This window comes from Thermophilibacter provencensis (assembly GCF_900128445.1).
GTDB classification, from domain to species: domain Bacteria; phylum Actinomycetota; class Coriobacteriia; order Coriobacteriales; family Atopobiaceae; genus Thermophilibacter; species Thermophilibacter provencensis.
The window spans coordinates 593,035-605,538 of record NZ_LT671417.1 but is presented as its reverse complement, the minus strand read 5'-3'; the positions used below and the strand labels follow the sequence as shown (position 1 = coordinate 605,538).

Genomic DNA, 12,504 nt, shown 5'->3' with positions numbered 1-12,504 from the left:
GCTAGTGGTGGCAGGCGTGCTCCTCGCCCATGACGGGGAGCGTGCCGGCGGCGGCCATCTGCGCGACGTCGCCGACACCCGGGGTCTGGTTCTCAAAGAAGACGGTGATGCCGGCCTGCGCAAAGCCCATCATCGGGCGCATGCCCATGCCCGCGGCCACGATGGCGTCGATGCCGTTCTGGGCAAGAAGCGCCACGGGGCGCATGCAGCCGCCCTCCTCGTGGGGCGGGTTGTCGATGACGGTCACGTCGCCGACCTCGCCATCCCGCACGTCGACCACGGTGAAGCAGTCGCAGTGGCCAAAGTGGCCGGAGCGCTCGCAGTCCAGACCGCCCTTGCCCAGGGTAGGAATGGCAACCTTCATGGGGTTCTCCTTTCGTTTGTGACAGTTGACCCTGTCACCTTTGTCATATGAGGCCAAGGCGCTCGAGCACGCGGGCCACGCCGTCCTCGTCGTTTGTGGGGGCGACGAGCGATGCGCGGGCCAGGAGCTCCGCCGGCGCGTTGCCCATGAGGTAGCCGTGGCCGACAGCGTCGAGCATGGGAAGGTCATTGTAGTTGTCTCCGAACGCGAGGGCGTCGGCCGGATCAATCCCCCAGAGATCGCAGAGGGTGTGGACCGCGCCCGCCTTACTCGACCCGGCGGGCATGACCTCGATGAGGGTCTCTGAGGAGATGGCGATGGCAAACTCGGGGAAGCGCCCCTTGAGGCGGCGTTCGACCTCCTTGGTGCTGCCGGGCGTGCAGAGGCAGAGGATCTTCTGCACCTCGTCGCGCCCTATGGAGGCGATGGTGCCCTCGCGCGCCTCGGCCATCACGATGCGCTCCTCCTGGAGCAGGCGCGGGTCGGCGCGGTCGGGCGCCACCCAGTCCTCGAAGGAGTAGGCGCTCCAGGTCATGTCCAGCCCCTCGGCCTCGGCAAAGTCGACGACCTCCTGGGCCTGCGCGCGCGTGAGCCCGTGGTGGTGGATGACGTTGCGCCCCTCGTCCATGATGACGCCGCCGCTGTAGGTGACCACCGTGCATGAGATGTCCTGCTGCTCGAGGAGCGGATAGGTCCCTGAGACACCGCGGGCCGTCACGATGACAAAGGGCACGCCCGCCGCCTGCACCGCGCGGATGGCGTCGCGCGTGCGCGTCGTCACCTGATGGGCGGAGTTGAGCAACGTTCCGTCGATGTCGCTGAAAACTGCCGTGCGGGGCATGGGACCTCCCGTTCTTCTCGCCTGAGCAGCATGATAGGCCGAGTTGAGCGTGCTCCTCGCCGATTGCCGATAAAAACCTCGATGCGCGGTCCTACCATGGGAATGTGCGCCGCGAGGGGCGGCGCCAACGGAGAGGAACGCCATGAGGTACCTGATCGTAGGCGGCGTGGCCGCCGGAACCAAGGTCGCGGCCAAGCTCAAGCGGTGCGACCGCTCGGCCGAGGTCGTGGTTGTGACCAAGAGCGAGGACATCAGCTACGCCGGCTGCGGCCTGCCGTACTACATCGGAGGGGGCATCCAGACGCGCGGCGAGCTCATCGTCAACACGCCGGCCGCCTATGAGGGGCTCACCGGCGCGGAGGTGCGCGCGGGCGTGGAGGCCGTGGCGCTTGACGCCGCCGCGCACGAGGTTACGGTTCGCGAGAAGGACGGCTCCGAGCACGCCGAGCCCTACGACAGGCTGGTCATTGCCACCGGCGCATCGCCGCTCGTGCCCGCAGGCATCCCCGGAACCGACCTACCCGGCGTCTTCACCGTGCGCACGCCCGACGACGCCGAGGCGATCCGTGACTACGCCGACGCCGGGGCGCGCCGCGCAGTGATCGTGGGCGCCGGCTTCATCGGCCTGGAGGTGGCCGAGAACCTGCTCGCACGCGGCCTCTCCGTCACCGTGATCGATGCGCTGCCGCAGATTCTGCCCAACGTCTTTGACCCCGAGATGGCCGGCTTCGCTCAGCGCCAGCTCAAGGCCGCCGGCATGCGCGTCATGACGTCATGCCCGCTCAAGGCCATCACGGGCAGCGGCAGGGTCGAGGGCGTGGAGACCGGCGCGGGGACGCTGCCGGCGGACCTCGTGATTCTCTCCATTGGCATCAGGCCCAACACCGCGTGGCTCGAGGGCTCCGGAATCGCGCTCGACAAGGGCTGCGTGGTCGTGGACGAGTTCGGTGCCACCAACCTGGAGGACGTCTACGCCGCCGGAGACTGCGCCGAGGTCAAGAACGCCATCACCGGCCGCCCGTTCTGGAGCGCCATGGGGTCCACGGCCAACATCGCCGGCCGCGCAATCGCCCGCACGCTCACGGGCACGCCGACCCCCTACCCCGGCGCGCTCGGCACCGGCGTGGTGCGCCTGCTGCCCACGCTGAACGGCGGCCGCACCGGACTCACCGAGACCGCGGCGCGCGAGGCGGGCTTTGACCCGGTGAGCGTGGTTTCCGTAGTGGACGACAAGGCCCACTACTACCCCGGCTCCTCGAGCTTCTGCGTGAAGCTCCTCGCGGACCGCGCAACGCACCGCCTGCTCGGAGTGCAGGTGCTGGGCGCCGGCGCCGTGGACAAGGTCGTGGACGTCGTCGTGACCGCGCTCTACCAGAAGGCGCGCGTGGAGGACCTGGACCTGATGGACCTCTCCTATGCGCCGCCCTTCTCGACCGCCATTCACCCGCTGGTCACAACGGGCTACATCCTGGAGAACAAGCTCGCCGGCGAGCTCGAGAGCTTCACCCCGGCCGAGTACGCCGCCGGCGCCGCCGCAGACTACCACGTCATCGACGTGCTGCCCGCGCCCACGATTCCCGGCGCGGAGTGGGTGGACCTCACCAGAATCGGCCCGGACGGGCTGCCCGGTCACGAGAAGGGCGAGAAGCTCCTGCTGGTGTGCGCCAAGGGCAAGCGCGGCTACTTTGCGCAGAACCGCCTCAAGGCCGCCGGATACACAGCGACGCGCGTGCTCGAGGGCGGCGTGACGTTCAACGAGGTCCGCGTGCCTCGCCCGGCGGGCAAGAAGCTCCCCGCCGCCGAGATCAAGCGCCTCAAGGGCCTGGGCTGCCTGCTGGACAAGCGCTACGACGACGTCTTCAACATCCGCGTGATCACGCGCAACGGCAAGATCACGGTAGACGAGCAGCGCGCCGTGGCCGAGGCCGCCGAGCGCTTTGGCTCCGGCGAGGTCACGATGACCACGCGCCTCACGCTGGAGATCCAGGGCGTGAAGTACGACAGCATCGACGCGTGCATCGGCTTTCTCCAGGACCGCGGCCTGGACGCCGGCGGCACCGGCTCCAAGGTGCGCCCGGTGGTGAGCTGCAAGGGAACCACCTGCCAGTACGGCCTCATCGACACCTTCGACCTCTCCGAGAAGCTGCACGAGCGCTTCTACGTGGGCTATCACGGCGTGGACCTGCCGCACAAGTTCAAGATCGCCGTGGGCGGCTGCCCCAACATGTGCGTCAAGCCCGACCTCAACGACCTGGGAATTGTTGGCCAGCGCGTGCCGCAGGTCGACCTCGAGAAGTGCCGCGCCTGCAAGGTCTGCCAGGTCGTGAAGACATGCCCGATGGGCGACGCGCAGATCGGGCCGGACGGCAAGATCACCATCGACGAATCCGCGTGCAACCACTGCGGCCGCTGCGTGGGCGCGTGCCCGTTCGGCGCCGTTACCGAGGGGCTTACGGGCTATAAGGTCTACATTGGCGGGCGCTGGGGCAAGAAGGTCGCGCACGGCCGAGCGCTTGACAAGATCTTCACCAGCGAGGACGAGGTCATGGACCTCGTGGAGCGCGCGATCCTCTTCTTCCGCGACGGGGGCCTAAGCGGCGAGCGCTTTGCCGACACCGTGGCGCGCCTCGGCTTTGACTACGTGCAGGACAAGCTGCTGACCGCGCCCATCGACAAGGACGCCATCCTCAGCAAGACCATCATCGGCGGCGCCACCTGCTAGCGTGCAAAAGGGACAGTCACTTTTGCACATCGGCCGGGCCCGGACGTGAGTGTTCGGGCCCGGCCGCATTTTCGTCGACTGGAACTCTAGGGATCAATGTCCACCGAGGGAGCGACTCTTGAACGCTCTCCGAAACCGATGCGCCGAGCGTTGTCCCAACGCGCGCGGCCGTTCCCGATAAAGGGCTTGATTACGAGCCCGAACCCTCTGCAGCCATGTTCGTCGCGTCGTCAAGATCGCCGCCGTCCGTGTGGCGCTCCGGGAGATCGGAGAGCCACTCGTGTATAGCCGCCAAGCTTTTTGGGCTCGAATTGGCCGGGCTGGCAAATATCATCTTCCGTCCAATGCGGCCTGAGTCGCTCTATGGGCGACTCAGGCCGCATTGACACTGCCGGCGCATAGCCTCAAAGGCAGAATCGAGTTCTGCACAATCGACTTCGAAGGCCCTCAACACTTGGGCAATACATCATGGGCTCCTTAACGAACCGAAATAGACACCGGGTCAAGCTCAAGCCAGTCCGCTGTTGAGTTGTACTCGCCGACGATTGCAGTAATGGTGATATTGTCGCCTCCGCGGAGCGAGTCAGCGTTTGTCACGTTCATGTCATAGAAGTTCACGTCTGTGAGTCTGAAGTTTGGCCCTGTCATTGGACTTACGCCGTTATCTCCTGCGAGGATAAGTACGTCGTAACGGGTGTCATAGTTTTCGTGGTTCACCATGTTGGCAACCCAGCCATCAAAGGTGATGGTCCTGCCCCGATACGCAGAGCTAAACCAACTGGCATCAGTATCGCTTGAGGAGAGCAGCGAGCTGAGGTCCTCTTCGGGGACCTCCTCGGTAGAGGGCTGCGTCGGCTCGTCCGATGTTGAAGCGCCTTCGTAATACGTAATCTCAACTCCCGCGTCAAAGGAGAATGAATCACTTGTTGTGAAGTCAGATGACCCGAGAACGCCTCCGATCTTCACGGAGGAGACCGTTCCGCCAACTCCGGAAGCACTCGTCAACGCAGTCGTCACATTGATGAATCCGGCGCCCTCAAACAGCTCAACAACGTTTTCGTAGCCCATTCCTTCAAGCTCATCAGAAGAGGCGGGAGGATTGAGGTCCGCGAGAACGTGATAGCTAATTACGACCTCATCATCAGCGGCAAACGCATCCTGCACGCTGAAGCTCTCCACGCCCCCAATGGAGATGCTCCCCACAAGCCAGTTCTTGCCACTTTGGTCCGGCGTCAAATCACGCAACTCTTCTTCTCTTATATTGGTGAATCCCGCGTCTTCGAATGCGCGATAGAGCTCATCGTGATATTTCGCCGATGCCTCGTCGGACGAAATCGGCGGGGAAACCGAATCAATCTGCTCAATCTCTACTTGGGAAGAGGTGCACTTAACTCGATATTTGAGCGACGTATCACCGTTGATGGATATCCCCACCGATCCATCAACGTTTCCGTCATCTTCTTTTGCGAATCTCAGCTCATGGTCCCCGTCGGCCAGGGTCGCCTCAAATGTCTTGGTTGTCCCATGGTCAAGAGTCCCCAAAGAGTCCGCGTCAACATAAACGGCAATGTCGTACTTGCTCAATAAGATATTTGACTCGCACTCAACGGTAATGGATACGCTTGATTCATCCCCTCGGTTGGACTCTGCCTCCGCCTGACCTTCCGAGCAGCCAATAAGAGATAGGGCCATGGCCGCCGTAAGGAGCATGCATGACAGGCCACGAATGGCCCGATACCCGAAGCTAGACAACATTCGCTCCATTCATCCGTATGAATCGGCTCTCTATAGAGAGCATGAGCCAATGGTACCGCTTCTATCCTTTCCCGCATGGACAATGCGGAAGAGAAGCGGGCCATCGGTGCCCGAATACGCGCCGAGCGCACCCGGTGCGGCATATCTCAGCGACAGCTCGCGCTCATGTCGGGCACGAGCCGTTCCTATCTCTGGAAAATCGAGACAGGAACGGCTGACGTTGGCATTGACGTCCTTATCCGCATCGCAAAAGCTCTTGATGTCCCGGCGCGCAGCCTAATCGACTGCTAGCCCTATTGTCCAACCTCGGCCAACATCTCATATATGCGCGCAGTCACTTCGGCATAATATGCGGCATCGGCCGGCGTCAGGGAGTCTTCGTCGATCTCCCCCAGCGCGTTTATGGTCTCCGTATACCTTGTCATCAAATCTGAGTACTGTCCAATGAGCTCAACCGAAGTGGGGTCAGCCTCATATGCCCTCATGAATTCGACGTACTCGCCGAAGAACGCCTCATACCCGTCCATTGTCTCCTTGAACGTCGGATCAACAGCCGAGGCATCCACAGCACCGTCTTCAGAGGAATCAGCCACGGGTTCTGCCGCATCACTCTCCTTGCCCCCCTCATTCGTCTGTACGGGGGCAAAGATTCCCTCTACATCAAAGTCATTTGAGTAAAAAGCGCTACGCACATCGGAGTAGTCGCTGTACACATCGGAACGGCCGTCGGAAATTGCCTCATAGACGTCACTTCGAGCGTCAGAGTACGCCTCATATGCATCGCTGGACGTATCTGACCACTCGTCGTACGGGGTCGTGTCGTACGCATCATGAATAATGCCATCGTAGTACGTGTCATACATTTCATCGTATGCATCCTCGTAGATGGCGTCGTAATAATCGTCGTACGCGTCCTCATAAACGGTGTCGTAGAACTCCTCGGTCGCCTTGTCGAGCTCGCGATCGTCCGTCACGTCAACGTTGTCGACAACCGCCTTGTAGTATTCGCGCCCATACTCGACAGCGCGCTCGCCAAGTGCCTCCGTCTCGCTAATGGACAGTTCGTACCACGCCTGAATCATGTCGATGTTGGCAAGGTAGTCCTCGTAGCCGTCTCCAACCTCAGAGAACACCTTCTCCTGCTCGTCAAGCAGCTTCTGACTTGTTTCGACGAAGTCAGCCTGGGCGCGTTGGATTATCTCCTCGAGGCTATTTGCTGGAGCAGTGCTCTCGGATTCGCTCGAGGGAGCTTGCTGGGGAGCGGGTTCCCCGCCATCACCGCCGCCACCGCATGCCGCAAGCGTCACAACCATTGCAGCTGCGCACAAGGTCCGAATTATCCGCTTCATGACTGCCACTCCTCTTGCTCGAGCTCCCTATGCCTTCTTTGACTGCCTGCGCAGCACGATTTGCCACACCGCGCATGCAACCACAACAATGCCCGCCAGCAGATACACCCACTTCGCGACGCCCCAGTCGTAGCTGTCGCTGGGGATAACGCCGCGGTCCTCGAAGTCCCAACTCAAAAGGAGCGTCATGGCCACCGTAAACACAGAGAACACAATCGCGGGAATCGGCTTGCGCAGCAGCGCGAACAGCAGCGTCAGCGCGCCGAGCACCGCCGGCGCCACCGTCAGCGGAACGTAAACCATCGCAAACGTCTCGCCCATACCAAGATCAATAGACGAGCCGTAGATTTGCGCGTACTCGAAGAGCGAGATGTCGGTGAGATCCTCATTACTCATGCCCAGAGTCTCGGAGTAGGGATTGGCGGACATTAAGTCCAGTCCATCGCGGAACTCCTGCGTTCCTGCCGCATACGGCAGGAAGAACGCCACTACTAACAGAGCCGCCGCGATAATCGTCGCGATAACCGCAACGCGTTTCGTCTCCACGTTCTTCGCGCCCATTCCAAACTCCTTTCAGAAGGTTGACGCCCATTCTGAAAGGAGGGCTGAAGCAATTCCTCAGTTGCCAACTGAATTACGTGAACGGTCAAGGCAGCCGAACCGCCGCGCCTTACCACGCCTGCGTGTACACCTCATATGTCGCGTAATCCACGTCATCGGCGACGTTAATCTCAAACGGGGTCGACTCGCCCTCGTCAGGACGTCCCACAAAGGTCAGCGCGCCATAAACGATGTTGCCGCCCGCATCGCGGAGAACCACGGCAACCAGAGCGTCACCCATGCCGATGCTCTCATCGCCCGCGTGCTCAGTCTCAATCTCTCCCACGACGCTAAAGCCCCCGAGGGTGCCCTCGACGATGCCGGCGTCGAGTACGGAGAAGACGGGTACGTCCATCTCGGGCCTGATCTGATCCTGATCGACGCCCATGAGAGAAAAGTCAACGGAGGTCGGCGCGGTGCCGTTTCCGGTCAACGACCCAAAATAGATCGTCTCACCAGCCGGAACAGCAAAAACACGCTGCTCGTCAGAGAAGACCACTCTTCCAGATTCATCGCGACCAGTCACCGTATACCCGGGGTTATCAATAGTGGCGTCCCCGTTGTTTCGCAGCCCGACCGCGTAATGCACGTAGCCCTGCGAGTCCACTGACCACCCGGATTCGACAATCTCGAGGTCAACGGCCTCAGTCGCGGGCGCGTCGCCCCCGGCGGGCGCGTCATCCGTGGTCACGCTCGCCGCAGGCTCGTCCGTGGGCGGAGCGTCCACGCCCTTCTCGCCAGCCCCGAACGTCTGCGTCAGGAGAATTGCCACCGCAGCCACGAACGCCACGGCCGCCATCACGGCGAGAAGAACCTTCACCCAGTTGCGCATCCGCGGCGCAGGCTCAAACGCCGGCGGCTCCACCGAGTCGGCAGGCGGCTCTGGCTCGGCAACCTCCTTGCCGTTCAGCGCCGCCGCAAAGGCCTCGGCGCTCTGGTAGCGCGCGCTCGGCTCCATCGCACTTGCGCGCTGGATGACCGCACGCAGGTCCGGCGAGATCAGAGAGTCGTCCTCGAGCGCGGCCTCGTACTTCTCGCCCTCTGCCGGCATGACGCCTGTGAGCAGGTAGCCGAGCATGCGGCCAAGCGAGTAGACGTCCGACCGGGCGTCGGTCTGGGCAAAACCATACTGCTCGGGAGACGCAAATCCGTACGTGCCAAGCTGAGTGGTATCGCGCGTGGCGCCCTCCACCCTAAAGCGAGCAATCCCCAGGTCGATGAGGTGCGCGCCGTCCGCGGCCACGATTACGTTCGCGGGCGAGATGTCGCGGTGGATGATCCCGCGCGCGTGAAGGGCGCCGACCGCCTCGCAAAGCTGGGCCACAATCTGCAGCGCGCCTTTCTCGTCAAGATGCCCGCGGGAGGCGACCATCTGCTCGAGATTCTCTCCTGGAACGTAGTCGCACACCACAACGAACTCTCGGGGCATCTCGTAGGTTGCCTCGACGCGTGGCAGGCGGGCCGAGTCGCACTCTGCGAGCGTCGCCCACACGCCGCGGCGCGCCAGCTTGGCGGGGATGCGCTTCCGAACAAACGGGCCGGACCCGTCCAAGGTCACGAGCTCCGTTGTGCCACCGGCTCCGCTGGCAAGCACGCGCTCCACGTGATATGCGTCGTCTATGCCCATGGCATGCATGACCTGCTCGTCGTTCACCTCAGCGCCATCCGCTCGTCCCCACACTCAGCCAACAATAGCAAAGGTTATATTCAGTCATGGACTGATTCCTCAGTTCGCAACTGAATGAGCGGCGTGCGTCTGGCGCGCCGGCGGCTAACGGAGCGGGCCGGTGCCCAGCAGGGTCTTCTCGCCTAGGCGGTACAGCTCGTCATCCGTCTGAGTTCGGCTATAGCCGTGTTCCACGCACCAGATGATCACGGCGTCGCGACGGTTCTTCGCCCAGAGCTCGGAGACGCCATCAAGGCGCAGCAGCCGCTGGGCCTCCCGCAGGGTACACCCCATGCCAAGTGCCAGCATGATGGCCTTGTCGCGCCCAAGGCGGCTGTCGCCGTTGAAGACGTCGTAGACGAACGTGCTGTTGAGGCCCGAGGCGCGCACCACCTCGGAGCGCTTCATGCCCTTCTCGCCAAGCAGCTGGAAGAGGTAGTCGGGAAGCTCGCGGTCGACGGTCAGGCCCTCGTCGAGATAGGCCTCCGGCGTCGACGACGCCAGCAGGCGCTCAAGCAGCTCCTCTGTCAGACGCTCATTGGACATGGCGCATCACCTTTCTCGTACGACGGGACGAGGCCCTCCCCGTCCACCATCATGATGCGCGGAGCGTGTGCTTGCAATGAGCGGGATAGTGCGAAATATCGACCAGCGGACGTGCAGTCAGCGGGATAGTGTGAAGGCATTTTTGCTCAAGCAGGCGATTTCGGCCACTCGACATCCGCGTTTTCGCAGGAAACGGCGAGGCGCCTACTCGGCACCCCGCTGAAAACCCTTCGCACTATCCCGCTGATTGCAGACGGAGCGCCGATTGTTTCGCACTATCCCGCCAACTGCAGAAGGAGCGGCCCCAAAAGCCGCCTAAAACTTGTCCACGTGACCGGTCGCGGCCGTGCTCCGCGCGCGCAGATCGGCAATCGCGGCCGGAATCTCGTCCAGGTCATACGGCGTCATCTGGTAGACCCAGTTGAGCCAGTTGCGATACAGCAGGTTGGCGTGCGCGCGCCAGGTGAAGAGCGGCTGCTTCTCGGGGTCGTCGTCCGGGAAGTAGTTCTCAGGCACGCGGATGGGGAGGCCCCTGTGGAAGTCGCGCCAGAACTCATCGGCAAGGGTGTCACGGCCGTACTCAAAGTGGCCGGTCACATAGACCTCGTGGAAGTCGCGCGTAGCCAGCAGTGACGGGCCGCTCGTGAAGCCCTCGGAGAGCGTGCAGAGCTCGGGGTGCTTGGCCAGCTCGCCGGTGTCGATGGCAGCGTGACGGCTGTGCGGCATGTAGTGCACCTCGTCAAAGCCGTTGGTGAGGAAGCTGTACTCGTCACAGAGGCGCTGCTTGAAGACGCCGAAGAGCTTGGCGCCGAGCTGGCGCTTGGGAATCTGGTAGAGGTGCCAGAGGGCGCCCAGCGCGCCCCAGCACAAAAACATCGTCGAGAACACGTGCTCCTGGCTCCAGTCCACGATCTTGCAGAACTCGTCCCAGTAGTCGACCTCCTCGTACTCGAGGTGCTCCACGGGCGCGCCAGTGATGATCAGGCCGTCGTAGTTCTTATCGCGGAAAGAGTCGAACGTGTCGTAGAACTTGACCAGGTGGTCCTGCGAGACGTGCGTGGACTCGTGGGTGGAGACGCGCATGAAATCGCAGCTCACCTGCAGCGGGGACTTGGAGATGAGGCGCAGGATCTGGGTCTCGGTCTCGATCTTGGTGGGCATGAGGTTCAAGATCGCCACGCGCAGCGGGCGGATCTCCTGGTGGCTGGCCACCTCCTCCTCAAGCGCAAAGATGCGCTCCTGCTGGAGGATGGTCTTGGCGGGCAGGCCGTCGGGGATGTTGATGGGCATGCGGACTCCGTTTCTGCGGCTTAACCTGTCCAGTATACCCACGCCAAGCCGCCCATGCTTTATACTTAGCCCCATGACTACTACATTCGCCGAGCTCGGGCTAAACGAGCAGATTCTCGCCGGGGTGGACGCCCTCGGCTTCACCACCCCCACCCCCGTCCAAGAGCAGGCCATCCCCGTGGTCCTCACAGGCCGTGACATCGTGGCCTCCGCTCAGACGGGCACGGGCAAGACCGCGGCCTTCGCGCTGCCCGCACTGCAGCTCGTGGCCGGCGCCAAGGGCAAGGGCCCGCACGCGCTCGTGGTCACGCCCACGCGCGAGCTCGCGGCTCAGATCGAGAAGGTCGTCTCCGTGGTATGCGAGAAGACCGGCCAGCGTGCGGTCATCGTCATGGGCGGCGCCAAGTTCGACCGCCAGATCAAGGAGCTCGAGCGCGGCTGCGACCTGCTCGTCGCCACCCCCGGACGCCTCATCGACCTGATGGAGCACAACCACGTGAGCCTGAGGCAGGTCAAGGTCCTTGTGCTCGACGAGGCGGACCGCATGCTGGACATGGGCTTCTGGCCGAGCGTGCGCCGCATCATGCACGCGCTGCCCGCCGAGCACCAGACGCTGCTCTTCTCGGCCACCATCCCGCCGTCGATCAAGTCCACCATCGACGCGCTGCTCACCGACCCCGCCACCGTGGAGATCGCCCGCGTCGGAGAGACCGCGGACACCGTGGAGGAGCACCTCTGCCCAATCACCCAGGGCCAGAAGACCGAGCTTCTGCGCGCCCTCCTGGACACCGGCGGCGCAGCGGGGGAGAAGCCCGAGCGCGTGCTGGTCTTCTGCCGCACCAAGCACCGCGTGGACGACGTCTCCAAGACGCTCAAGGCCGCCGGCGTCAAGGTCGACGTTATGCACGCCGACCGTCCGCAGAAGGCCCGCGAGCGCGCGCTCGAGAGGTTCCGCGAGGGCAAGGTCCAGGTCCTTGTAGCAACCGACGTCATGAGCCGTGGCATCGACGTCTCCGGCATCGACGCCGTGGTGAACTTCGACGTCCCCATGGACCCCGAGGACTACGTCCACCGCATCGGCCGCACGGGCCGCGCGGGCGCCACCGGCCACGCCTACACCTTCGTGGCGCCGGACGAGATCAGCCCCCTGCGCGAGATCGAGTACTTCACCAAGAAGCTCGTGCCGGTGTGGGACCTCGACGGCTTCACCTATGACTCCGGACGCATCGTCCCGCAGGCAGACCGCCCGACCAAGCGGTCCACGCGCACGATGTTCGCCGGCTCGCGCAGCCGCGGCCGCGGCATCGCCGGTGGCCGCTACGGCCGTCACTACTAGCCTGCAAATTGGGGACAGTCCCCAATTTGCACAAA

General features: G+C 63.2%; 11 protein-coding genes. 3 read left to right on the top strand and 8 right to left on the bottom strand.

Features of this window, described 5'->3' with window-relative positions; genetic code table 11:
- Position 1: 1 nt before the first annotated feature.
- Both BQ7391_RS02665 and BQ7391_RS02660 read right to left on the bottom strand, forming a co-directional pair.
- The gene (locus BQ7391_RS02665) at positions 2–364 is read right to left on the bottom strand and encodes a NifB/NifX family molybdenum-iron cluster-binding protein (protein WP_075279187.1); all 363 of its coding nucleotides are present in this window, start codon (positions 362–364) and stop codon (positions 2–4) included.
- 43 nt (positions 365–407) lie between these two features.
- Positions 408–1,205, bottom strand: coding sequence for a Cof-type HAD-IIB family hydrolase (locus BQ7391_RS02660; RefSeq protein ID WP_075279186.1), 798 nt, complete (start codon positions 1,203–1,205; stop codon positions 408–410).
- A 142-nt stretch (positions 1,206–1,347) separates the two neighbouring features.
- Between BQ7391_RS02660 and BQ7391_RS02655 the strand changes: the two genes are divergently transcribed.
- Positions 1,348–3,927 (top strand): FAD-dependent oxidoreductase, encoded by a 2,580-nt coding sequence (locus tag BQ7391_RS02655; RefSeq protein ID WP_075279185.1) that lies wholly within the window; start codon positions 1,348–1,350, stop codon positions 3,925–3,927.
- Positions 3,928–4,404: 477 nt separating this feature from the next.
- Here BQ7391_RS02655 and BQ7391_RS02650 read toward each other — a convergent pair whose 3' ends face one another.
- Positions 4,405–5,511 carry a DUF4839 domain-containing protein gene (locus BQ7391_RS02650; RefSeq protein WP_159437343.1) on the bottom strand — a complete coding sequence of 369 codons (1,107 nt, stop codon included), beginning with the start codon at positions 5,509–5,511 and terminating at the stop codon, positions 4,405–4,407.
- Positions 5,512–5,757: 246 nt separating this feature from the next.
- On the opposite strand from BQ7391_RS02650, the gene BQ7391_RS02645 reads away from it, so the two are divergent.
- Positions 5,758–5,973, top strand: a complete 216-nt coding sequence (locus BQ7391_RS02645; protein ID WP_075279183.1) for a helix-turn-helix domain-containing protein — start codon at positions 5,758–5,760, stop codon at positions 5,971–5,973.
- Positions 5,974–5,975: 2 nt separating this feature from the next.
- On the opposite strand, the gene BQ7391_RS02640 is transcribed toward BQ7391_RS02645, so the two are convergent.
- From BQ7391_RS02640 to BQ7391_RS02620, 5 genes are all read right to left on the bottom strand, one after another.
- Positions 5,976–7,031, bottom strand: coding sequence for a DUF6591 domain-containing protein (locus BQ7391_RS02640; protein ID WP_075279182.1), 1,056 nt, complete (start codon positions 7,029–7,031; stop codon positions 5,976–5,978).
- A 27-nt stretch (positions 7,032–7,058) separates the two neighbouring features.
- Complete coding sequence (locus BQ7391_RS02635) at positions 7,059–7,592, bottom strand: hypothetical protein (RefSeq protein WP_075279181.1); 534 nt, start codon at positions 7,590–7,592, stop codon at positions 7,059–7,061.
- Positions 7,593–7,701: 109 nt separating this feature from the next.
- Positions 7,702–9,285 carry a serine/threonine protein kinase gene (locus tag BQ7391_RS02630; RefSeq protein ID WP_075279180.1) on the bottom strand — a complete coding sequence of 528 codons (1,584 nt, stop codon included), beginning with the start codon at positions 9,283–9,285 and terminating at the stop codon, positions 7,702–7,704.
- 117 nt (positions 9,286–9,402) lie between these two features.
- Complete coding sequence (locus tag BQ7391_RS02625; protein ID WP_075279179.1) at positions 9,403–9,843, bottom strand: helix-turn-helix domain-containing protein; 441 nt, start codon at positions 9,841–9,843, stop codon at positions 9,403–9,405.
- A 315-nt stretch (positions 9,844–10,158) separates the two neighbouring features.
- Positions 10,159–11,133 (bottom strand): homoserine O-succinyltransferase, encoded by a 975-nt coding sequence (locus tag BQ7391_RS02620; RefSeq protein WP_075279178.1) that lies wholly within the window; start codon positions 11,131–11,133, stop codon positions 10,159–10,161.
- 73 nt (positions 11,134–11,206) lie between these two features.
- Between BQ7391_RS02620 and BQ7391_RS02615 the strand changes: the two genes are divergently transcribed.
- The gene (locus tag BQ7391_RS02615) at positions 11,207–12,469 is read left to right on the top strand and encodes a DEAD/DEAH box helicase (protein WP_075279177.1); all 1,263 of its coding nucleotides are present in this window, start codon (positions 11,207–11,209) and stop codon (positions 12,467–12,469) included.
- Positions 12,470–12,504 lie beyond the last annotated feature (35 nt).